This window comes from Rhizobium sp. SU303 (assembly GCF_021052345.1).
GTDB classification, from domain to species: domain Bacteria; phylum Pseudomonadota; class Alphaproteobacteria; order Rhizobiales; family Rhizobiaceae; genus Rhizobium; species Rhizobium laguerreae.
This window is the reverse complement of record NZ_CP088095.1, coordinates 290,226-311,483: the sequence shown is the minus strand read 5'-3', so window position 1 is coordinate 311,483 and position 21,258 is coordinate 290,226. Positions and strand designations below refer to the sequence as shown.

Genomic DNA, 21,258 nt, shown 5'->3' with positions numbered 1-21,258 from the left:
TGGGTTTAAGCGGTTACACGCTCAATGGCATCGATCAGCTTGGCCGGGTCGAAAGGCTTGACGATCCAGCCCGTGGCACCAGCCTGGCGGGCGCGGTTCTTCTTTTCCGCGTCGCTTTCGGTGGTCAGAACCAGGATCGGGATCGCCCGATATTTCTCGTTGCGGCGGACACCTTCGATGAAGCCGAAGCCATCGAGGCGCGGCATGTTGATGTCGGTCACGATGACGTCAGGATTGGACTCTTCGAGGATCTCGAGGCCCTCGATGCCATCTTCCGCCTGGATCGTCTCGAAGCCGGCATTGTTCAGCGTCACGAGAAGCATGTTTCGGATGGTGCGGGAATCATCCACGGTCAGCACTTTTTTCTTCATTGCCGAATCTCCTTGGCAAGCAGGTGGTCAATATTGACGCCAACCAGCTGCATGGTTTTCTGAAATGCGTCGGACACCTTGGAGAAGGTGAACGGCTGCTTGTCCTGCTCCCAGGTCTTCTCGGCGGACATCAGAACCTGGGCGCAAAGAGCACCGATCCGTTCGACGCCGGATGCGTCTATCGAAAGACCGCTACCCCGGAGAGAGAGGAGTTTATCGCGCAAGGCGGAAGCCTCGTTGAGGTCGAGCACCGCTGTCAAATCCAGCGTCTTGCCACTCTTCTTTGCTGCCATCAGCTTTTCCTTGTCCCCTTATCCCCGGCCCGAAAAGACGAGCTGAGGCAATCATCCGATAGGTTAGTAAACATTCCGCCCACCTCCGACGCTTGCGAACGCTTGCGGAAGGCCAAAATCGTCATTTTCGTATTCGTCCACGACCGGTGCCGGGCGGGTAGCGCCCTCAAGGGCGCGCGGCGGTGTCATGCGCACTGGCGCCGGGCGCCCGGCAATGGCGTTTTCCCGGGCGATGCGGAATTCGCGAATCGTCTGGCCGAGCTCGAGTATGACGGAGTGGAGGTGGTCGGCGCCTTCGGCCGAGCGCTCCGCAAGGCCGGCGCTGTCGGCCACCTCGCCACCCAGGCCCTTGACGTCGGCTGCCACGCTGTCGAGGCTTGCGGCATGTTCGCCGGTTCGGGTGGCGATGCCTGACATGGCGGCGTTGATGTCGGTGACCTGGCGCACGATGCTGCCGATCGAATCCTGTGTGCGGCCGACCATCTGCACGCCGGCGTTGACCTGCGCCTTGGTCGTCGTCACCAGGGTCTTGATCTCGCGGGCGGCTTCGGCCGAACGCTGGGCAAGGGCGCGGACTTCCTGGGCGACGACGGCAAAACCGCGGCCGGAATCGCCGGCGCGAGCGGCCTCGATGCCGGCATTCAGCGCAAGAAGATTGGTCTGGAAGGCGATCTCGTCGATCGCGCCGATGATCTGGCCGATCTTTTCGGCCGACTGCTCGATATCGGCCATGGCGCTGATCGCGCGGCCGACGACCTCGCCGCTTTCCTCGACGGCAGCGCGCGTCGAGGCGGCCGCCTGTTCGGCAGCGCGGCTGTCGGCAGCACCATCGCGGACACCGCCGGCAATGCCGGCAAGGGCAGCGGCGGAAAGCTGCAGCCGGTCGGCTTGGCCGGAGGCCGTGCCGGCAAACTGCCGCGACATACCGGCAAGCGAACCAGTCGCCGCTTCGGCCTTGGCCGTGCGCTCGGTAATAGTGGTGAACTCGGCCTGAAGGCCATCCAACGCGCCGTTCAGCGCGGCGGCGATCCCGGCATGAGCGCCGTCACCGTCGACGGGGGCTCGCCGCGTCAGGTCGCGTGCGGTCAGGCCTTCGATGACATCGCCGAAGATCCGGGCAATTTCGGCCTCGCTGTCGGCGCGCTGGTCGGCAAGCGCGCGGCTCTGGGCGGCGCGCAGCGCGTTGAAACGGAGCGAGACGGCGATTTCAACATCGACCATGACGATGCGGATGATCGCCGTCATCAGATCGGAGATTTCGCGGGTGCGACGCTTGGCCGACGGCAGCAGCGGACGGCCGGCGATCTCTTCGGCGAGACCGGAAACGACATGTTCCAGCATGACGCCATGGCCGGCGACGTGCCAGCGCGGGTCGAGGCCCATCTTGCTTTCGGTATCGGAGAGAACCTTGACGCGCTCGGCATAGAGGCTGTCGAACCGCGCATCCGTCAGCACGTCCCAATGCGAGGACTGCAGATCGTGAAGGCGCTCGACCTGGCGCTCGCTCTCGAAATTGCGCGAGGCGTCGGGGAATGACTGGAACCTGTGGAAGAGATCCCGGAGGCCTGCCTTCAGATGCGCTTCGAGCGCCGGCCGGTTACGGCGCACCAGTTCACACTGGTCGGCATCGAGACCGGCAAAGCGCAGGCGGTCGCGCAAGCTGCCTGCCTGCGCTCCACGAGCCTGATCTGATGGCATGTCCTGCCTCAACGCCTGTCCCCAACCACATTCCGGGCGAAGGCCCGGCCAAAAACTTGCGCAGCATCCGTTGAACGCGAAGCGTGGAGATGGTCCTCACCACCGGTTACAACCGGCGGATCGAAACCCCCTGATCAGCTATGTTTCGGAGCTGTCTGAAGAGATGGATACCGGATCAACCCGGTACGGCGGGACGGCGTCATGCCTGGTGGGAACGAGTGCATCTTCCCATTCCGACGTGTACACCAATGTTTATGGTTAATTCCTTGCCTGAAGGTTAATAAGCCTTTCGCGGTGCAGGCTTTTGAAGCAATTCAAGGCCGTTCGCTGCAAATACTGTTGCGGAGTTGCATGGCTGCTACAAGGCACACGCAAGCTCCGTGTTATATGCCGGTCGATAACCAAGACATGACGTCGACAAGGACAGAGCAATGATTGTTCTCGGATTGGGTGCCTGCTTGATTGCAATGACGCTGCTTGCAGCCGTCGCCCGCCTCGATTCCCTCGCCGCAAACCGCGATATGCGCGCCCTTCGGGTGTTCTAAAAACCCACCCTTCCCCGTTGGCAGTCCGGCACCTTTGGTGTATCGCACTCGCGCCTTTCATGTCAGCGGAACTATCGGTTCATGTCCCCCAGATCTGGTCTCCTCATCGTTCTTGGCTTCACGCTCTGGCGCGTCGTCATGCTCAACTTCGATGCGACGGACCTTTTCGTCGACGAGGCACAGTACTGGTTCTGGTCGCAAAACCTCGACCTCGGCTATTATTCCAAGCCGCCGATGATTGCGTGGGTGATCCGGGCGATGACCGAGCTTTCCGGCTCCAACGCCATCTATTGGATCAGGCTGCTCGGACCGCTGATTCACATGGCGGCGGCACTGGTGCTGATGAAGACGGCAAAACGTTTCGTCGGGCCGGAGATCGAAGGCTGGACGGGCGCCACCTATATCACGCTCCCCGGTGTGGCGCTTTCTTCGGTGTTCTTCTCGACCGATGTGATCCTGCTGTTCTTCATCGCGATCGCCTTGCTTGCCTATTTCGGCTTGACGCAGCGGCGCTCGGTCGGGCTGGCGCTGGTCATGGGCCTTGGCGTCGGCTTCGCCTTCCTGACGAAATATGCCGTGCTGTTCGTTGTTCCGGGCGGCGCGATTGCCCTCCTCCTCATTCCGGCGGCACGCATCGCCATTCGGGATTTCATCATCGCGGTCGCGGTCGCGGCGGTCGTCGCCCTGCCGAACCTCTGGTGGAACCTGCAGCACGACAACACGACGGTACGGCATACGCAGGACATCGCCCATTGGAGCGAACTTGGCGTCAATCTCCGGCGCGGGCTTGAATTTTTCGCCGCCCAGTTCGGCGTCGTCGGGCCGATCATCTTCTTTGCGATGCTCTGGGCGGTCTATCGCATGATCAAGGGCAGGAGCGACGATCGGGAAAAGATACTGGTCTGGCTGTCGATGCCGGTGGTGCTGCTCATCACGCTGCAGGCAACGGTCGCCAAGGCTTACGCCAACTGGGCGGTGACCGCCTATGTCGCAGGCACCATCCTTGCCGTCTGGCTGCTTTATCGGATGTGGCCGAAGGGGCTCAGGCTGTCGCTCACCATCAACGGCATCGCCAGCCTGCTCTTTCCGCTGGCGACGATCTTTCCGCATCAGTTGCTGCTGCCGAACGGCGACGCGCTGATGAAACGCTATCTCGGCCGCGCCGAGGTCAGCCGCGAGACCGCCGCACTCGCAGCGCAAGCCGGCACCGATATCATCGTCACCGACAATCGCGATATGGTCGCCGATCTTTTCTATACGCTCCGCGATGCATCCTACAGGATCTATGCGCGGGCGCCCGCCGGCCTGCCGGAAAGCTATTACGAGCAGGAATTCGCTCTGCCTGCCGACATCACCAGCAAGGTGCTGTTCCTGACGGACGGGGCCTTCACCTGCGCCACCGAGACGCCGGAAGTGCTGAAGAACTGGCAGCCGACGGAGGGCAACTACAAGGGCAAGACGCTTTCCATCTACAAGGTCTCTGCCGCCTGCCTGGCACCCTGAGCGGGTTTCGGCCTGCTCTATGACACAGCCAAGCCCCTTTTAGAGGTGCGGCTCGGTATCACTTTGAATTGCTGAATCATTTTATCCAGCGGGCAGGCAGAGGCCGGTGCCCGCCCCTTCGATCTCCACGAATTTGACGCCGCCTTCCTCAAAGGCGAGGCGTAGCTGCGCCTCCGTCGCGCGATGGATGTCATGGTGCCGTCCCTCATAATCGCGGATGGTGCTGCGCGAGACGGCGGCCTTTTCGGCAAGGTCGGTCTGGGTCCAGTCCAGCAGGCCGCGCGCCGCGCGGCAGAGAGCGGGAGTGAGAATTGTTTCTCTTGCGCCTTGACCCATGATTTCAAGTTGCCCATATTGGTCGATATAGACCATATATGTCATATTACGGACGGGATTTCCAGATCGGGAGACAAAGATGCCACACGATACGCCCTTGATTTCGACAATCGTCGGCGGCCTCGTGCTGGCTTTCATCTTTGGGGCCTTCGCCCATCGGCTGCGGATGCCGCCGCTCGTCGGTTATCTGATCGCCGGCGTGCTCGTGGGGCCACATACGCCGGGTTATGTGGCGGATCAGAACCTTGCGCCGGAGCTTGCCGAAATCGGCGTCATCCTGCTGATGTTCGGCGTCGGGCTGCATTTCTCCCTGAAAGACCTGCTGTCGGTGCGCGGCATCGCCGTGCCCGGGGCGATCGTGCAGATCGCTTTCGCGACATTGCTCGGCTGGGGGCTCGGCGCCTTTATGGGCTGGTCGACCGGCGGCAGCCTGGTCTTCGGCCTAGCGCTTTCGGTCGCCTCCACCGTTGTGCTGTTGAAAGCGCTGCAGGAGCGGCGCCTAGTCGAAACGGAGCGCGGCAGGATCGCCGTCGGCTGGCTGATCGTCGAGGATCTCGCCATGGTGCTGGCGCTGGTACTGATCCCGGCCGCAGCCAGCATCGGCGGTGAGGGTCACGCTCCCGTCGAGCCGCTCTCAGCCGGGCTGAGCAGCCTCTTCGGCCTGGATCTCGGCATCGGCGGCATGATCGCCATGACGCTGGTGAAGGTGGCATTGTTCGTGGCGCTGATGCTGGTTTTCGGCCGCAAGCTCATTCCCTGGACGATGCACCGCATCGCCCATACCGGTTCGCGTGAACTCTTCCGGCTCGGCGTGCTGGCGATCGCGCTCGGCGTCGCCTTCGGAGCAGCGAAGCTCTTCGGCGTGTCGCTGGCGCTCGGCGCCTTCTTTGCCGGCATGGTGCTTGCCGAAAGCGAACTCAGCCATCGCGCCGCGCAGGAAAGCCTGCCGTTGCGCGACGCCTTTGCCGTGCTGTTCTTCGTCTCGGTCGGTATGCTGTTCGATCCGAACATTCTGATCGACAAGCCGCTGCCGATCCTTGCCACCATCTTCATCATCGTCATCGGCAAGTCCGTCGCCGCCTTCCTGATCGTGCTCGCCTTCAAGAAGCCGCTCGGCACGGCGCTGACGATTTCGGCAAGCCTCGGCCAGATCGGCGAATTCTCCTTCATCCTCGCCGCCCTCGGCGTCGAACTCGGGCTGCTGCCGGAGGAGGGCCGCGATCTGATCCTTGCCGGCGCCATCATCTCGATCATCCTCAATCCGCTGCTGTTCTTCCTCTGCGACCGCATGCGGCCACTGCTGGATGGTGCAAAGCGCGAAGACGTCGTGGCAGACCCTGCTCCCGCTGCGGATGCGATAGCAGCGCAGGAGGAGATGCTGCCCGAAGACGACGAGGTGCACCCGACCGCTCTCAGCGGCCACGCCATTCTCGTCGGCTACGGGCGGGTTGGCAGCATCGTCGGACAGAATCTCAAGTCGTCAGCCACACCTTTTCTCGTCATCGAGGACTCCGACAAGCGCATCGGCGAGCTGAAGGCGCAGGGTATCGAAACTCTGTCGGGCAATGCGGTGATGCGGGAAACGCTCGACCTTGCCAATCTCTCTGGCGCCCGCAGCATTGCCATCGCCATCCCGAACGCCTTCGAAGCCTGCCGTATCGCCGAGCAGGCGCGCAGCGTCAATCCATCCATCCTCATCGTCGCCCGCGCCCATTCCGACGCGGAGGTCGATGAGCTGAAGCAATATGGCGCCGACACCGTCATCATGGGCGAGCGTGAAATCGCGCTGGGCATGGTTGACCGGCTCGCGCAAGTGCATCATGAGAGTGTGCCCTATGAAGACGGGCATGGGCCTGATACAATTATGCCGACGGATGACCCTCCGCCGGGAAGAGAATGAGAGATTGGCGCGCTTTTGAGCCGATACGGGAGTGACATAACCGGGACGGAGATGGAGCTGGATCAGCGCCGTCTGACGAGCCGTATCGCCGCTTCCCTCCTCGTCGCCGTCCTTGCCTATCTCGGCCTGCTTTTCGGCGGCAATCTGGTGATTTCGCCGGTCGCCGCCGCCAATACGCTTTCCTCTTCCGATCGGGATTCGCAGCCGCCGCAGCTGACTGCGCGCGACGCCGTGCGCGGGCTGCTTGCCACTGAACGCAAGCTTGCGCCGAAGCAGGCGGCGCATGACGCCGGACCCCTTGCCCTTGCCGCCGCCCCGGCTGCCGATTTTTCCGGCTGGACCATGGCCGCGCCTTTTCCGGCATTTGATGCTTCGCTTCATGCCGCAGTCTCCAGGACCCATCAGCCGCGCGCACCGCCGGTCGCTGCCTGACGCTCGCGCCGATCGGCGCTCCCGACCATTGACGACATGCCGCCAGCGCCCGAGCGCCGGCCCTCGATATCAAGGAATACAACATGCGTACTTCACGATGGCTGGTGGTCACCTATACGGTGATCATCCTACTCGGCCTATTGATCGCCCTGCCGAACGTCCTGCCGCAATCCGTCCTTCAGCGCGTGCCGGCCTGGCTGCCGCATGAGCAGGTGTCGCTCGGCCTCGACCTTCGCGGCGGTTCGCACCTCGTTCTGGAAGTCGACGAAGCTGACCTTACCAAGGAGCGGCTGCAATCGCTGCTTCAGGACGCGCGCCGCGTGCTGCGCGAAAAGGGCATCCAGCCGAAAGCCGTGGTCCGCAGCCAGAACCAGATCGTCGTGACGCTCGCCGATGCCGCGCAGAGCGATGCTGCCGTCACCGAACTCAAGACGCTTGCCAACCCGATCAGCACCGGCCTCAGCGCCGGCCAGGCGGATCTTGATGTCACGGCGAACGGCGCCACCATCACCGTCGGCTTCTCGCGGGCCGGCATCGCCGCCAATGTCGACAATGCCGTCCAGCAGAGCCTTGAAGTCATCCGCCAGCGCGTCGACCAGGTCGGCGTCTCCGAGCCGACCATCCAGCGCATCGGCGCCAACCGCGTGCTCGTCCAGCTTCCCGGCGCGCAGGATCCGTCGCGCCTGCGCGAACTTCTAGGCTCCACCGCCAAGATGTCGTTTCATATGCTGGCGCCGAACAATGCGCCCGGACCCGGCGTGACCATGCTGAACGACGATGAGGGCAGGTCCTATCCGGTTCTCGACCGCGTCGAAATCTCCGGCGACCGCCTTTCGGATGCCCGCGTCAGCTTCGATCCGAATACGCGTGAGCCGATCGTCAGCTTCCGCTTCGACAGCGCCGGCGCCACCCGCTTTGCCGAGATCACCCGCCAGAACGTCGGCAATCCCTTCGCCATCGTCCTCGACAACAAGGTGCTGAGCGCGCCCGTCATCCGCGAGCCGATCACCGGCGGCTCCGGCCAGATCTCCGGCAGCTTCTCGGCCGACAGCGCCACAACGCTGGCCGCCATGCTGCGCGCCGGCGCCCTGCCCGCCAAGCTGACTGTTATCGAAGAGCGCACCGTCGGAGCCGATCTTGGCGCCGACGCCATCAAGATGGGCATTTATTCCGGCATCGTCGGTTTTGCCCTCGTCGCAGCCTTCATCTTCGTTCTCTATGGCTCCTGGGGCTTTCTGGCGAATATCGCGCTGTTGATCCACACGATCCTGACCTTATCGGCGCTAACGCTGGTTGGTGCGACGCTGACGCTGCCGGGCATTGCCGGTGTCGTTCTCGGTATCGGCCTTGCGGTCGACGCCAACGTTCTCATCAACGAGCGCATCCGCGAAGAAACGCGCAAGGGCAAGAGCGCCTTCGCCGCCATCGACACCGGCTTCCGCCGTGCCTATTCGACCATTATCGACGGCAACATGACGGCCCTGATCGCTGCGGCCATCCTATTCTTTTTCGGCTCCGGACCGGTTCGCGGCTTTGCCGTGACCATGGCGCTCGGCCTGATCATCTCGATGTTCACATCGGTTGCCTTCGTGCGTGTAGCGATGATCGAGATCACCCGCCGCCGCAAGCTCAAGGTGCTGAACATCCGGCCGTTGATCCCGTTCAGCCCCTATGACAAGCACATCGAGTTCATGAAGGCCCGCTTCTTCGGCGTCACCGTCTCGGCGCTGCTTTCGATCGCCTCCGTCATGCTCTTCATTTATCCCGGTCTCAACTACGGCGTCGATTTCCGCGGCGGCATCCAGATGGCCGTCAAGACCCAGGGTGCGGCCGATCTAGCGAAGTTCCGCGAAGGTCTTGATAGTCTCGGCCTCGGCGAAATCACCCTACAGTCCTTCGGCGACAAAAGCAGCATTCTCGTTCGTGCCCAACGGCAGGAAGGCGGCGAAGAGGCGCAGACGGCAGCAGTGACCAAGCTGAAGGCCGAAGTCGCCAAGATCGATCCGACCGCTACCGTCGAAGGCACCGACGTCATCGGTCCGAAGGTCAGCGGCGAGCTTGCCTGGGCCGGTATCCTGTCGGTGGTGATCGCCAGCTTCGCGATGCTCCTCTATATCTGGGTGCGGTTCGAATGGCCATTTGCCGTCGGCGCCATCGTCACGCTGGTGCTCGACGTCACGAAGGCGATCGGCTTCTTCGCAATCACCGGCCTCGACTTCAATCTGACAGCGATCGCTGCCATCCTGACGCTTGTCGGTTATTCGGTGAACGACAAGGTCGTCGTCTATGACCGCATGCGCGAAAACATGCGGCTCTACAAGTCGATGCCGCTGCGCGAGATCATCGACAAGTCGATCAACGAGACCTTGGCGCGAAGCCTTTACACCAATGCGACGGCCTTCCTCGCGCTGGTGCCGATGGCGATCTGGGGCGGTAGTGCTGTCTCGAGCTTCGCGATCCCGATGGTCTTCGGCATTCTGGTGGCCGGCGCCTCGTCGATCTTCATCGCGGCACCCATCCTGCTCTTCCTCGGCGACTGGCGCCGCCGCCATGCCAAGGCCGCACCGGCAACCGATGAGGCAGTCGAGATCATTCCGCCGGAACAGGGTCGCCCGCGCAAATCCGCGAGCTAAAATCCCGTTAACGCATCCTTGATAGGGCGCCGGTTGCAGAGCCGGCGCCCTCTTTCTATTGTCGGCTGCTGCATTATTTGCCATTTCAAGGAGTTACAGCGTCCTTCGCGCGTCCGAAAAGATGCACGGCGCTGTAAAAAAGATCGGGGAAACCGCCAGATGTCATCTTACCCGACGAAACCCACCTTTGCCGGAGACAGCGAGGAGCGCATCAAGCGTTTTCTCGCGACCGCTTCGCACGACCTGCAATCGCCGCTCCGCCATATCGCCATGTATGCCGAACTGCTGCTCGACGACCTCGAGGAGACGCTCGACGGCGAACAGCTTCAGAGCCTGCGGATGATCATGGAAAAGGCGCAGACGGCGCAGCGTCTCACCAAGGCATTGATGAGCCTTGCCGGCGGCACACCCCAGGTGACGCCTGAAGAGGTCGATCTGCAGGCGCTCGCCGAAAATGTCTGGGGCGAACTTACGGACGAGACGGCGGTCGGCGAGGCGACGCTCGAAAGCAACGGCCTGCCCTCCATCCGGACCGACCCTGCCCTCTTCGGTCTGGTGCTGCGGCACTTGCTGACCAATGCCCTCATTTATCGCAGCGAAGCGGCGCCGCATGTGGCCATTGTCGCGGAGCGCGAGGGAACGGACTGGTTCATCCGGATTTCCGACAATGGGACGGGCATCGATCCCGCCTATCGGGAGCGGATATTCGAGCCTTTCTGGAAATTGCCGAAGCCGGGAACGGTCCAGGGCGCCGGTCTCGGGTTGACCACGGCGCAGGAGTTTCTGACGGCGCTCGGCGGCGATATCAGCCTCGAACATTCGGATGAAAGCGGCAGTCGCTTCATCATCCGCCTTCCGATTGCCTGAGTTTAGAGCAATTCCAGCAAAAGTGTGCAGCGGTTTTGCGTCCGGAATTGCGAAAGTACAAAGACTAAAGCGCGACAAGCGAATCCGAAAGACGCGCCTTAGATACTGTAATCGTCCTTCCAGAATTCCGGGACGTCATAGGTTACATATTCGCGGATGATGTGCTGCAGCGTCTGGGCATCGATTTCGTCTTTGCCGATGCGGAAATCGACGCCATAATCCGGGAATTCCTGGAAATAGCCGCCCGATATATCGGTCGAGACGACGCCGATGGGACCAGTGTAACCGATGCCGCGCAGCTCCGGCACCGTGTCGCGGAAATCGGCATTGGGCAAAAGGCGATTGTCGAGCAGGATGAGATCGAAGCGCGCAGCGCGGATCTTTTCCAGCGCGTCACCGATCGATTGCGAATATTCAACCTCGACGGCCGGCTCGGAGAGATCGGCGATCTTCTTCTTGAGCGCGCGGAATTCGATGAATTCGTCGTCCACAAAGAGGACCTTTACGGCATTCCTTCGGCTCGTTTCGGTGATCATCGTCCCATTTCCCCAATCCGAAACCAACTTCACGAAACCAAACCATTCCTCAAGGCGATCGCCACCATATGAACGCGGTTCACAGCGTCAAGTTTGCGCGCGGCCGCGGTGATGTGCGAATTGACCGTATGTTCGGAAAGACCGAGAATGATGGCGATTTCCGCCGACGTCTTGCCTTCGCTTGTCCATTTGACAATTTCCGATTCGCGCTGGGTCAGCCGTCCGGACATTTCCGGCGTCAGAATTTCCTCGTAGAGCTTGTCGAAAATACGCATGGCGTCGAGAAGCATGTCGGCGATCTCACTCTGATCCGGCTCCTGACGCTCGCCGCTGAGGACGAGGCAATATCGCCGCCCTTCCGGCGTGAACAGCGGGATGAAGAGAAAGACGCCGCTGAGGAACTCGTTGAAAACAAGATCGGACGGATAATCTGCCGGCTGTACGTTCCGGCCATGGACCGGCGTTGCCAGGAACTGGGCGGTCTTCGCCCGGACGGTGCCCAGCGCTTCCTTCAACGTCGTGATGAAAAGACCGACACGCCGCTCGGCAACATTGGTGATGACGATATCGCGTTCACCGAAAGGGGCCGAAGCCTCGGAAATGCGAGCAAGCGCGAAATTGTCGAAGTTGTAATGCTGCGCCGCGGATTTCAGCAGACGGAAAAAATCGGTGCGATTGATCGCCCGGCTCAGCTCCGGTCCGGCATGAAAGGGAATTGCCGGGGCATTGTTCATTCCACTCTTCCTCTCCTCCCGCCAATGCCTCTAATCCCGAAATCTTGGGATATACGTCTTAAACGCGAAGAGCTACAAAAATTGCGAGACGATTGATGAGGGATATCGAAAACGGGGACTTTCGATATGTAAGGCGGAAATCATCAATCATCTCAAACGACAGGTGATGCACGGGCAGATTTTACTGAGGGGCAGTAGTTCTTACCTGGGTATCGTATTCTTCCTGCATTCAACATCCATGAATGCGAGAAGGCAGTGCCAGACGTAAGCGCGAGAGAGCCGATAGACCCATTCAGCTAAGGGGTTGGCTGATGTTCGTGGCGGCGAACGCGGGTTGATCGGTTCTCTCAGCGCTTATTTTGCGTTCCATATTCTTCGCTTCGGTTGCATCTTGTGATGCGTCCTCGCCCTTGTCAATTGCGGTTTGTCATATGGTTGGGACGAATGAGGAGGAATAGGTCATGCGGCTTTCGCCGTTTTCTACATCTCAAGATTGAGAATGACGGTGGCAAGGTCAAGCGGCTTTTCCAGATAGACATCGGCGCCGGCATCGAGTGAGCGCGCGCGGTCCTCGGCAGCATCCGATCCGCTGCAGATAGCAAGCCGCATCGCCTTGAAACGATCATCCAGGCGCAACCGAGTGATCAGGCCGATACCGCTATCGAGCGGCATGTAGAGATCGGCGACCAGCAGATCGGGCAAGGTCTTACCTTTCGCCCCGCGCGTCGCCAGCGCCTCCAGGGCCATTTCGGCGGTCGAAAAACAGAATAGATCGACGTCTATCTGCTGCTTTCTGCTCATATAGTCGACATAGAAGAGGTCATCATTGCTATCGTCGACATAAAATATGGTGGTCATTCAGCACCGTGATTTGGATATTGTTCAAATGAACCTCGCTGTCCTTAGACATCACCATACCGCGGTTCCACTGAAATTCGATATACCTCATCGCAGATCATTTCGCAAAAAGCGCGGCACCGCCCTGCCTTGCCTATTGAGTATTGCTCGATTTCGGAAAAGATGGCCGCGCAAACCGAAGGAGGACACACGGGTGCAGGATCAGGGCAACGTGGACCTGCAGGACCAGCCAAGGCGACACTACCGAGCCTTTGCGATTGCCGTCGGCTGCCTGATATTCGTTCTCGGCGTGACGGCGGTTGCCGGCTGGCTGCTGCAGGTCGAGATTGTCATTTCGCTGGTTCCCGGCTTTCCGTCGATGGCCTTCAATACCGCGCTCTGCTTCGTGCTTTCCGGCGTGGGGCTTGCCGCTTCGACACTCGCCGCCCGCCGCTTTCGAGCAACGGCGGCGATCACGGCAGGGCTTGCGGCGGCGATCGCCGCGGCCCGGCTCGTGGAAATCGTCATGATCGGGCGGACTTTTCACAATGTCGACGTGTTGATCTCGCGCTTCCTGGTTTCGCCGGATTTCATCGCCGAGATCGGCGGCGGCATGGGGCCGAACACGGCGCTGGTCTTCCTGATCGCCAATCTTTCGCTGCTGCTCTCGCTCCAGGTGGAGAGGTCGAGAAGCCAGGTGGTGCAGGAATTGACGAGCTATGTCGTTATCACGCTCGGCATGATCGCACTAGCCGGCTATGTCACCGATGCCGAACAGGGCTACCGCTGGGGGCCCTATGCGGCGATGGCGCTGCATACGGCGGTCGGCATGGTGATCTTCGGCTCCGGGCTTCTCGCCCGCTCCTGGTGGATGCAGCCGGCAAACCGGGCGCAGATCCCACTCTGGATCCCGGCCGCGGTCTGCTTCACCGGCCTTCTCGTCGATCTCTATACACCGCTGGGTGTCGCCAACGGCATTCTCTATGTACCGCTGGTGCTGACGGCGCTCTGGTTCGGCAACAGAAATGCGCCGCTTTTCTTCGCCTTTGCCTGCACCGTGCTGCTGACGCTCGGCTTCTTCGCCGTCAAGCACGACGAGGCCGGTTTTTGGCAGGAGATCGCCAACCGCACCATTACGGCTGCCACGCTTTGGCTGATCGCGCTCCTCGTCTTCTATTTCATGCGCAACACCCATCACCTCGAAAGCGAGCGCGTCCGTTTCGGCGCGTTGGTGCGCGGCACGCCTGATGCCGTCGTCGTCATCGACGAGCGTGGAACGATCAGGAATTTCAATCCGGCGGCTGAAGCCATGTTCGGTTACTCCCCGCAGGAGACGATCGGCAAAAACATCAAGATGCTGATGCCCGAACCCTACCATTCCGAGCACGACGGCTATCTCGCCCATTACCGGCAGACCGGCGAGGAGCGCATCATCGGCACGACGCGCATGGTCTCCGGACGACGCAAGAACGGCATCGTCTTTCCGATCGATGTTTCCATCAGCGCCGTCGTCGCCGGCCATACCAAAACCTTCGTCGGTATCGTGCGCGACATCAGCGAGCGCGTCCGGCAGGAAGAACGGATGAAAACGACGCTTTCCCAGCTCGAGGCCTATACAGCCGAGCTCGAGCGCAGCAACCACGACCTCGATGAATTCGCCTATATCGCCTCGCATGATCTCAAGGAACCGCTGCGCGGCCTGCACAACCACTCCCGCTTCCTGTTGGAAGATTATGAAGACAAGCTCGATGCGGACGGCGTGCGCCGGCTGAACCGGCTCGTGCGTCTCAGCCAGCGCATGGAGAAGCTCGTCAACGAGCTTCTTTATTTCTCCCGGCTCGGGCGCCAGCAGCTGGCGGTCAAACGCACCGATATCGGCCTGATCGTCAAGGATGTCGTCGCGACGATGGAGCTGCTGCTGGAGGAGCGGCATGCCAAAGTCATCATCGACGGCCGGCTGCCGGAGGTGGTCTGCGACGCGCCGCGGTTGACTGAAGTCTTCCGCAATCTCATCACCAATGCGGTCAAATACAACGACAAACCGGCGCCACTCGTCTCAATCGGTTATCTTGACCGGTTCGTCGGCAAGGACGGCACGGTTGCCCGCAACGTGTTTTTCGTTAAGGATAACGGCAAGGGCATTCCGCAGGAATTCCACGAGGATATTTTCCGCATTTTCAAACGGCTGGAAAAGTCGCAGGATTCCGACGACGGGACCGGAGCAGGCCTCACCTTCGTTCGCAAGATCATCGCGCGGCACAATGGCGATATCTGGCTGGAATCCGAGGTCGGCACCGGCACGACATTCTACTTCACTCTGGGAAAAAAGCGCGAGGGGCAGAATGCAGCAGCGTGATACGCAACCGATCCTGATCGTCGAGGACAGCGAAGACGATTTCGAAGCGACGATGCGCGCCTTCAAACGTACCAACCTGCGCAATTCGATCCGCTGGGCGGCCTCCGGTCAGGAAGCGCTCGACATGCTCGCCGAGATGGTGCCGAAACCCGGGCTGATCCTGCTCGACCTCAACATGCCGGGCCTTGACGGCCGCAAGACGCTGGAGGCGATCAAGTCGAACGCCGGCTTGCGCAAGATCCCGGTGGTGATCCTCACGACCTCAGACGACGAACGTGACATCGAAGGCTGCTATGCGCTCGGCGCCAATACCTATGTGCAGAAGCCGGTGGATCTCGACGGGCTCTTCGCGGCGATCCAGCGGCTGAAGGAATACTGGTTCGAAATCGCGATCCTGCCGCTCGAGGACTGACAGATTGGCGGAACACTGCTCTATTCTCATCATCGACGACAACATCGACGATCTCGAGGTCTATCGCCGCATATTGGGCCGCGTTTCCAGCACTGCCTATACCGTCGTGGAGGCGGAGACGGGCGAAGAGGGTCGTGCGCTGAACGGCCGGAAACGGCCGGACTGCATCCTGCTCGACTATTCGCTGCCGGGGCGCGACGGGCTCGGCGTTCTTGCCGATATCCTGGAGGATGATCCCGCCGCCAACGTCATCATGCTGACCGGCCAGGGCAACGAAACCGTGGCCGTCGAGGTGATGAAGAGCGGGGCACGCGACTATCTGACGAAGGATTCGCTTTCGCCCGAGACACTGCATCGCTGCATTCAGAACGCCATCATGCACGGCATGCTGGAAGCGAAGCTGGAGCAGAAGCGGCAATCGCTTGAGATCTTCACCCGCGCCATGGCCCATGATTTGAAGGAGCCGCTCCGGACGATCAAATCCTTCAGCCGCATCCTGCACGGTTCTGCAGCGCTTCCGGCCGAAGACCGGGAATTGCTCGATTACGTGCTCAGCGCCGCCGACCATATGGAAGACCTGATCGTCAAGGTCTCGGGCTTCACCAAGCTCGAGGCCTCCGGCGGGCTGGAGCTCAAGCCGGTCTCGCTCTCTGATGTGCTCGGCCAGGTGGAGGACAATCTGCGCCAGCAGACCGAAAGCCGCGGCGCCGTCATCATCCGCGGGGCGCTGCCGGAGGTCATGGGCGACGCGACGCTGCTGACCCAGCTCCTGCAGAACCTGGTGTCGAATGCCATTCGCTATTGCGAGCAGAAGGTTCCGGAGATCAGCATCACAGGCGAAGCGCAGGGCGATACCTGCCGCCTCACCGTGCGTGACAACGGGCCCGGCATCGATCCTGAACATCGCGAGCTGATCTTCCAGCCGTTCAAGCGTCTCGTCGGGCGCGGCATCGAAGGCACCGGGCTCGGCCTTGCCATCTGCCGCCGCATCGCGCAGATGCATGGCGGCTCGATCTGGTGCGAGGCGGAAAATGGGCCGGGCGCCACCTTCATTCTCGAAGTGCCGCTCGCCGAGGCGAGGCCCGCGCCGCTGGCCGCATCGGCCGTGCCACACAGCGCAAGGCCGGCGGAGCAGCCAGGAGAAGGTCCGGGCAGGCTCGCCGAAGTGCTGCTGGTCGAAGACAGCCCGGCCGACATCCAGATTCTGAAGATCAAGCTGATGCGGCGGGACAAGGTGAATTTCAACCTGCATGTCGCCACCAACGGACGCGAGGCTATGCGGCTGCTCGAAGAACGCGCCGGCATCGCAAATGTGCCGCAGATCGACCTGATGCTGCTCGACATCAACATGCCGATCATGGACGGCTTCGAGGTGCTGCATGCGCTTTCCGTCGATGCCCGCCTCAAGCAAATTCCCGTCTGCATCCTCAGCACATCGAGCGACGAGACCGACATGCGCCGGGCCAAAAATCTCGGCGCACGCGCCTATATGGTCAAGCCGCCGACCCTGCAGCAATTGGAAGAGGCGCTCGAAGATGTCGAACATTTGGAGTTATTGCAGCGCGGCGATTCGCTTGCGCTTTGTGCGGAACAAAATTAAGCGATGGTCATTGGCAACAGTATGACCTTCGCAGCTCTCATACTCGCGCTCCTGACGACGCCGCTTCAATCAGGACTGCTCTCGATGGTATCAGGCATACATCACGTTACGGCCATCACCCGAAAGGTGCAGGCGAACGTGGACTTCTACGCCGGCTTTCTCGGCATGCGGCTCGTCAAGCAGACGGCCGGTTACGAGGACGCGACGCAACTTCATCTCTTCTACGGCGATGCGGCGGGAACGCCGGGATCCCTCCTCACTTTCCTCGCTTGGGAAGATGGCGCGCCCGGCCGGGCCGGCTATGGCCAGATCAGCGAAATTTCGTTGGCGATCGATCCCGCCAGCATCGGCTACTGGCTGACGCGGGCCATGAGCTTCGGTCTGAGATCCGAGGGACCGGCCGACGAATTCGGCGAGCCCGTCCTGCGGCTGAAAGACCCTGACAACATCATCCTCAAGCTCGCAGGCGCAAAGAACCTGACATCGCCGTCCGCCTGGGACGGAGCTTCGATCCCGGCCGAGCACACCATACAGCGCGTGCGCGGCGCCACCATGCTGACGGAAAAACCCGCCGAAAGCCGCAGCTTCCTCGAAAGCCATTTCGGTTACCGCTTCCAGACCAACCGCGGCACGATCGACAGGCTGGTTTCGGAATCGGGCGACGTCATCGACGTGCGCGATGCACGCGGCTTCTGGTCCGGTGCGCCAGGCACCGGCACGGTCGATCACGTCGCCTTCCGGGCCCCTGATGAGGACGCGCTGCGTTCGGTATCCAAGGCGCTGGAGAAGACCGATGCGTCGCCGACCAACATGCACGACCGCAAGTATTTCCGCTCGCTCTATGCCCGCGAGCCTGGCGGCACGTTGGTGGAGCTTGCAACCGACAAGCCCGGCATGACTGTTGACGAAGAGCATGCATCCCTCGGCACCAAGCTCTTCGCGCCGCCGGAAACGATCACCAATCTCGACGACCTGAAGGTGGTTCTGCCGCAATTTTCGATGCCCGGCCAGCCCCGCATCAACTACCGCGAGCTCCCGTTCGTCCATCGCTTCTACACGCCGCCGAATCCCGACGGCAGTGTCTTCGTGCTCCTCCACGGCTCGGGCGGCAATGAGACGACGCTAATGCCGCTCCTGAACAAGGCGGCGCCTCGAGCAACCCTGATGGGCGTGCGAGGGCGCGCGACGGAAGAGGGTTTTCCGCGCTGGTACAAGCGCATTACACCCTTCTCCTTCGACCAGAACGACATCAAGACTGAGGCCGAAGCCTTCGCGGCCTTCATCGAAGGCGCCGTCAAGTCCTACGGCCTCGATCCCAAGAAGGTGGTCTATGTCGGCTATTCCAACGGCGCCAACCTCTTGAACTCGCTGCTCTACCTGCACCCGAACCTCGTTCACAAGGCGGTGCTGCTGCGATCCATGCCGGTTCTTAGCGACTATCCGCATGCCGATCTGAAGGGCACCGACCTGCTCGTCATCAGCGGCAAGACGGATGCCTACGGCAAATATGCGAGCGAGCTGGAGGAAAGGCTGAAGAGTTCGGGCGCCACCGTCGATTCCGACGTCATCTCCGGTGGTCATGACCTCGGCGATGCCGATGTACCGATCATCCAGAAGTGGCTGCTGCAGAGGATGGGTGATGATCCACAGCCGCTGGAGCAGCAAGCGGTTAAGCCGGCGCGCGAGACGTCCGGGCAACCATGATGCCGGCGAGCACCACCGCGGCGCCCAGCGCCTGCATCATCCCGATCGCCTCATTGAGCAGCGCCCAGGCAAGGATTGCCGCAACGACCGGCTGCAGCAGCAGCGTCAGCGATGAAAAGGCCGCCGGCAGATAGGCGAGCGCATAGGTGATCGCCACCTGTCCGCCGGCATGGCTGATAAAGGCGAGGCCGAAGAGGATCGACCAGCCAAAGACGGTCGCGGGCAGCATCTGGCCTTCGAAGAAGAAGGCTATCGGAAAAATGCATACGGCTGCCGATGCCGTGCTCCACAGCATGATGCGGATCGTATCGAACCGGCTGCGCAACCTGCCGATCGCCAGGATATAGCAGGCATAGAAGAAGGCGGCGATCATCGCGGCGCCGTCGCCGCTGAGGTCGCCATTGCCAACGGCCGCCGGTCCGCCCTTCAGAATAACCACTCCGGCGAGTGCCAGGACCAGTCCCAAGAGGAAGACGATGCTGGTTCTCGCCCTGAAAAACAGTACGGCGATCAGCGTGACGAAAACAGGCGCGAGATTTGCAAGCAGCGTCGCGTTGGCGACCGAGGTCATGGTGAGCGAAAGATGCCAGGCGGCCAGGTCGAGCGCCAGCATGAGGCCCGGAAAAGTCAGCAGGGCATAATCGGAAACGTTTTGCGGCTTTGGTCCCGCATCCTTCTTCACGAGCGAGACGATGAATATCGGGATCAGCGCAAGCGCCACACGCCAGAAGGCAGTGGCCATCGGCCCGGCCTCGGACAGTCGGACGAAGATCGGCGAGCCGCCGATCGCCGCCCCGCCGAGAACGAGCGCGGCAAGGGCGAAACGATTGGAAGGCGAGGCATCGGAGAGGGTGGAAGCAGTCTGCGACATGATCTGGATATTTCTGATTGCCCGAACGACGACGGCCGGCCATCGACTGCCGAGTGCGTAGCAGAAGTCGACCGCCGGCGACAGTCGAAGAGCGACATCGAAACTGAAAATCAGACGTGATGCGTGTTCGTCTTGGCCAGCCGTAGCTTTTCGGCGATCTCGGTCGCGACGAAGAAGGCATGCTCGGTCACCTGCGGCAGTCCCATCAGCTCGCCGAAGGTGCCGCGCGCCAACGGACCGGAGATCAGCAGAGAGGGATCTGCCTTTCCTGACGGGCCGATCGCCTCCGAGCGCTCGGTGCAGGCAAGGCCGAGGCCGGTCGGATCGAGCGTCAGATGGCCGCTTGCCGCCAAGGCTGCGAGCCAGGGCTGGGTTTGGAGAATACCGCCATGCGCCGGGCCGGTGGTGACGACGACGGCGTCATAGCTTCGCTCTAACGGCTGACGCTGATGACGCGGCTGCAGGGTGCAAAGAATGAGCTCGCCCTCGATGCGCGCATCGGCGACGGAGCCTGCCAGGATATCGAGGCGGCCTGCCGCAACCGCCGCGTCGAGCACGGCCTCGACCTGCGGGGCGATCCGGAAACGGTGTACATCCCAATAGGGACGCAGATGGCGGACGAGACGGCGTCGTTCGGCAACCGACAGCGCCAGCCAGAGATCGTATCCCTGCGCCCGCACCTGATCGATCACCCCATGCCAGCTTATGCCCTCTTCCTTCGCCGCACCTATGGCGGCGCGGATGCCTCTCAGCAGCGACACGGCGGAATGGGCCGCATCGGAGACGAAATCGCCGAAAATCTCCTGCGGTACCGGCGGATGGCCGCGAGACCGCAGCCCGCGGCGCGAGATCGCGGTCACCGGACCGTCATGCCCGCGCTCAGCAAGCGAGGCGATGACATCGGCGGCCGTCAGGCCGTTGCCGATGACCAACACCCGGTCCTGCGGGCGGATTACGTCGAGCGCGCCCGGCTTGGTGGTATCGGCGACGAAACGGGGATGAGCGGCAAGCCGGCTCGCAAGCCGGCCGGGGGCTGCCGGCGGCGGATGGCTGGTGGCGATCGCGACGATATCGGCCTCCGTCACGCCGCCTCCATCGTCGCGGATCGACCAGCGGCCGGCACGGCGTTCGACACTCGTCACCGTCGCGCGGCGATGACGCACGGTACCGTCTTCCAGCAGCGGTTTCAGCAGCGAAGCGACATAATCGCCGAAGAGCCGGCGCCGGGGAAAGAGCGAGCCATCGGGCTGCCTGGCCTCTGGGTCGCCGGCGACGGCGTCGCGGGCTTCGATCCATGCCAGGAATTCGCCCAGATCATCGGGCTGCAGGCTCATCTTGGCGGCTGGAACATTGATACGGTGGGCCGGATCGGCCGTGTCATAGGCAAGGCCGCGGCCGAGTTCGGCGCGCGGCTCGAAGACCACGATGGCAGGGCGCTCGCCGCAGTCGGCTCTGGCGAGATGATAGGCGACGCCGGCGCCGGAGACACCGCCGCCGATGATGGCGACGACGGGTTGTTCAGACGTCGGGAGAGGCTTGGGCTGCATGGTGGCCGGGATCATTGCTTTCGATGCCCGAACATAGAAGCGGGGCAGTGGTCACGCAATCCTCCGCTCTCGATTGTCTATAA

18 protein-coding genes are annotated in these 21,258 nt (G+C 61.8%); 9 read left to right on the top strand and 9 right to left on the bottom strand.

The annotated features are described in order from the left end of the window. Positions 1-5: 5 nt before the first annotated feature. The 3 genes from cheY1 to RlegSU303_RS01540 all read right to left on the bottom strand — a co-directional run bounded on the left by cheY1 (position 6) and on the right by RlegSU303_RS01540 (position 2,362). Positions 6-371, bottom strand: coding sequence for a chemotaxis response regulator CheY1 (gene cheY1, locus RlegSU303_RS01550; protein WP_017958972.1), 366 nt, complete (start codon positions 369-371; stop codon positions 6-8). Then, a complete protein-coding gene (locus RlegSU303_RS01545) occupies positions 368-664 on the bottom strand; it encodes an STAS domain-containing protein (RefSeq protein ID WP_003545491.1) in 297 nt (98 codons plus the stop codon). Before RlegSU303_RS01545 ends, cheY1 begins: the two co-directional genes overlap by 4 nt. Positions 665-727: 63 nt before the next feature. Then, positions 728-2,362: a globin-coupled sensor protein gene (locus tag RlegSU303_RS01540; protein WP_043294395.1), complete on the bottom strand. Its 1,635-nt coding sequence runs from the start codon at positions 2,360-2,362 to the stop codon at positions 728-730. A gap of 626 nt (positions 2,363-2,988) precedes the next feature. Between RlegSU303_RS01540 and RlegSU303_RS01535 the strand changes: the two genes are divergently transcribed. After that, a complete protein-coding gene (locus tag RlegSU303_RS01535) occupies positions 2,989-4,410 on the top strand; it encodes an ArnT family glycosyltransferase (RefSeq protein ID WP_094086732.1) in 1,422 nt (473 codons plus the stop codon). Positions 4,411-4,491: 81 nt separating this feature from the next. Here RlegSU303_RS01535 and RlegSU303_RS01530 read toward each other — a convergent pair whose 3' ends face one another. Continuing rightward, the gene (locus RlegSU303_RS01530) at positions 4,492-4,791 is read right to left on the bottom strand and encodes a helix-turn-helix transcriptional regulator (RefSeq protein WP_017958968.1); all 300 of its coding nucleotides are present in this window, start codon (positions 4,789-4,791) and stop codon (positions 4,492-4,494) included. A gap of 34 nt (positions 4,792-4,825) precedes the next feature. On the opposite strand from RlegSU303_RS01530, the gene ybaL reads away from it, so the two are divergent. The 4 genes from ybaL (at position 4,826) to RlegSU303_RS01510 (ending at position 10,578) form a co-directional block, all read left to right on the top strand. Further along, on the top strand, positions 4,826-6,646 hold the full coding sequence (gene ybaL / locus RlegSU303_RS01525) for a YbaL family putative K(+) efflux transporter (protein WP_017958967.1): 1,821 nt from the start codon (positions 4,826-4,828) through the stop codon (positions 6,644-6,646). 51 nt (positions 6,647-6,697) lie between these two features. Beyond that, complete coding sequence (locus RlegSU303_RS01520) at positions 6,698-7,078, top strand: hypothetical protein (protein WP_026158525.1); 381 nt, start codon at positions 6,698-6,700, stop codon at positions 7,076-7,078. Positions 7,079-7,161: 83 nt separating this feature from the next. After that, on the top strand, positions 7,162-9,711 hold the full coding sequence (secD, locus tag RlegSU303_RS01515; protein WP_017958965.1) for a protein translocase subunit SecD: 2,550 nt from the start codon (positions 7,162-7,164) through the stop codon (positions 9,709-9,711). A gap of 159 nt (positions 9,712-9,870) precedes the next feature. Further along, the gene (locus RlegSU303_RS01510) at positions 9,871-10,578 is read left to right on the top strand and encodes a sensor histidine kinase (RefSeq protein ID WP_017958964.1); all 708 of its coding nucleotides are present in this window, start codon (positions 9,871-9,873) and stop codon (positions 10,576-10,578) included. Between the two features lie 98 nt (positions 10,579-10,676). On the opposite strand, the gene RlegSU303_RS01505 is transcribed toward RlegSU303_RS01510, so the two are convergent. The 3 genes from RlegSU303_RS01505 to RlegSU303_RS01495 form a co-directional block, all read right to left on the bottom strand. Beyond that, positions 10,677-11,114 (bottom strand): response regulator, encoded by a 438-nt coding sequence (locus RlegSU303_RS01505; RefSeq protein ID WP_017958963.1) that lies wholly within the window; start codon positions 11,112-11,114, stop codon positions 10,677-10,679. Between the two features lie 29 nt (positions 11,115-11,143). After that, entirely contained in the window at positions 11,144-11,848 is a 705-nt protein-coding gene (locus tag RlegSU303_RS01500) for a response regulator transcription factor (RefSeq protein ID WP_017958962.1), read from the bottom strand. A gap of 480 nt (positions 11,849-12,328) precedes the next feature. Then, positions 12,329-12,706: a response regulator gene (locus tag RlegSU303_RS01495; protein WP_094086733.1), complete on the bottom strand. Its 378-nt coding sequence runs from the start codon at positions 12,704-12,706 to the stop codon at positions 12,329-12,331. A 28-nt stretch (positions 12,707-12,734) separates the two neighbouring features. Here RlegSU303_RS01495 and RlegSU303_RS01490 point away from each other — a divergent pair, with 28 nt between their 5' ends. Genes RlegSU303_RS01490 through RlegSU303_RS01475 form a run of 4 tightly spaced genes read left to right on the top strand, consistent with a single transcriptional unit; the run spans position 12,735 to position 18,757 of the window. Continuing rightward, positions 12,735-15,041, top strand: coding sequence for a sensor histidine kinase (locus RlegSU303_RS01490; RefSeq protein ID WP_172426303.1), 2,307 nt, complete (start codon positions 12,735-12,737; stop codon positions 15,039-15,041). After that, positions 15,028-15,453, top strand: coding sequence for a response regulator (locus tag RlegSU303_RS01485; protein WP_017958959.1), 426 nt, complete (start codon positions 15,028-15,030; stop codon positions 15,451-15,453). The genes RlegSU303_RS01490 and RlegSU303_RS01485 overlap by 14 nt, the downstream gene beginning before the upstream one ends. 4 nt (positions 15,454-15,457) lie before the next feature. Continuing rightward, complete coding sequence (locus tag RlegSU303_RS01480; RefSeq protein WP_017958958.1) at positions 15,458-17,053, top strand: response regulator; 1,596 nt, start codon at positions 15,458-15,460, stop codon at positions 17,051-17,053. A gap of 21 nt (positions 17,054-17,074) precedes the next feature. Next, a complete protein-coding gene (locus tag RlegSU303_RS01475; protein WP_231283383.1) occupies positions 17,075-18,757 on the top strand; it encodes a VOC family protein in 1,683 nt (560 codons plus the stop codon). Here the strand turns inward: RlegSU303_RS01475 and RlegSU303_RS01470 are convergent. Both RlegSU303_RS01470 and RlegSU303_RS01465 read right to left on the bottom strand, forming a co-directional pair. Beyond that, complete coding sequence (locus RlegSU303_RS01470; RefSeq protein WP_017958956.1) at positions 18,723-19,628, bottom strand: DMT family transporter; 906 nt, start codon at positions 19,626-19,628, stop codon at positions 18,723-18,725. The two genes, RlegSU303_RS01475 and RlegSU303_RS01470, sit on opposite strands and share 35 nt — an antisense overlap. A gap of 110 nt (positions 19,629-19,738) precedes the next feature. Continuing rightward, positions 19,739-21,190 carry an FAD/NAD(P)-binding protein gene (locus RlegSU303_RS01465; protein ID WP_172426304.1) on the bottom strand — a complete coding sequence of 484 codons (1,452 nt, stop codon included), beginning with the start codon at positions 21,188-21,190 and terminating at the stop codon, positions 19,739-19,741. Positions 21,191-21,258: the final 68 nt, after the last annotated feature.

Bases quoted from the DNA above. Each gene is read 5' to 3' on its own strand.
- cheY1 (WP_017958972.1), bottom strand. From the start codon at position 371: ATGAAGAAAAAAGTGCTGACCGTGGATGATTCCCGCACCATCCGAAAC.
- RlegSU303_RS01545 (WP_003545491.1), bottom strand. From the start codon at position 664: ATGGCAGCAAAGAAGAGTGGCAAGACGCTGGATTTGACAGCGGTGCTC.
- RlegSU303_RS01540 (WP_043294395.1), bottom strand. From the start codon at position 2,362: ATGCCATCAGATCAGGCTCGTGGAGCGCAGGCAGGCAGCTTGCGCGAC.
- RlegSU303_RS01535 (WP_094086732.1), top strand. From the start codon at position 2,989: ATGTCCCCCAGATCTGGTCTCCTCATCGTTCTTGGCTTCACGCTCTGG.
- RlegSU303_RS01530 (WP_017958968.1), bottom strand. From the start codon at position 4,791: ATGACATATATGGTCTATATCGACCAATATGGGCAACTTGAAATCATG.
- ybaL (WP_017958967.1), top strand. From the start codon at position 4,826: ATGCCACACGATACGCCCTTGATTTCGACAATCGTCGGCGGCCTCGTG.
- RlegSU303_RS01520 (WP_026158525.1), top strand. From the start codon at position 6,698: ATGGAGCTGGATCAGCGCCGTCTGACGAGCCGTATCGCCGCTTCCCTC.
- secD (WP_017958965.1), top strand. From the start codon at position 7,162: ATGCGTACTTCACGATGGCTGGTGGTCACCTATACGGTGATCATCCTA.
- RlegSU303_RS01510 (WP_017958964.1), top strand. From the start codon at position 9,871: ATGTCATCTTACCCGACGAAACCCACCTTTGCCGGAGACAGCGAGGAG.
- RlegSU303_RS01505 (WP_017958963.1), bottom strand. From the start codon at position 11,114: ATGATCACCGAAACGAGCCGAAGGAATGCCGTAAAGGTCCTCTTTGTG.
- RlegSU303_RS01500 (WP_017958962.1), bottom strand. From the start codon at position 11,848: ATGAACAATGCCCCGGCAATTCCCTTTCATGCCGGACCGGAGCTGAGC.
- RlegSU303_RS01495 (WP_094086733.1), bottom strand. From the start codon at position 12,706: ATGACCACCATATTTTATGTCGACGATAGCAATGATGACCTCTTCTAT.
- RlegSU303_RS01490 (WP_172426303.1), top strand. From the start codon at position 12,735: ATGAACCTCGCTGTCCTTAGACATCACCATACCGCGGTTCCACTGAAA.
- RlegSU303_RS01485 (WP_017958959.1), top strand. From the start codon at position 15,028: ATGCAGCAGCGTGATACGCAACCGATCCTGATCGTCGAGGACAGCGAA.
- RlegSU303_RS01475 (WP_231283383.1), top strand. From the start codon at position 17,075: ATGACCTTCGCAGCTCTCATACTCGCGCTCCTGACGACGCCGCTTCAA.
- RlegSU303_RS01470 (WP_017958956.1), bottom strand. From the start codon at position 19,628: ATGTCGCAGACTGCTTCCACCCTCTCCGATGCCTCGCCTTCCAATCGT.
- RlegSU303_RS01465 (WP_172426304.1), bottom strand. From the start codon at position 21,190: ATGATCCCGGCCACCATGCAGCCCAAGCCTCTCCCGACGTCTGAACAA.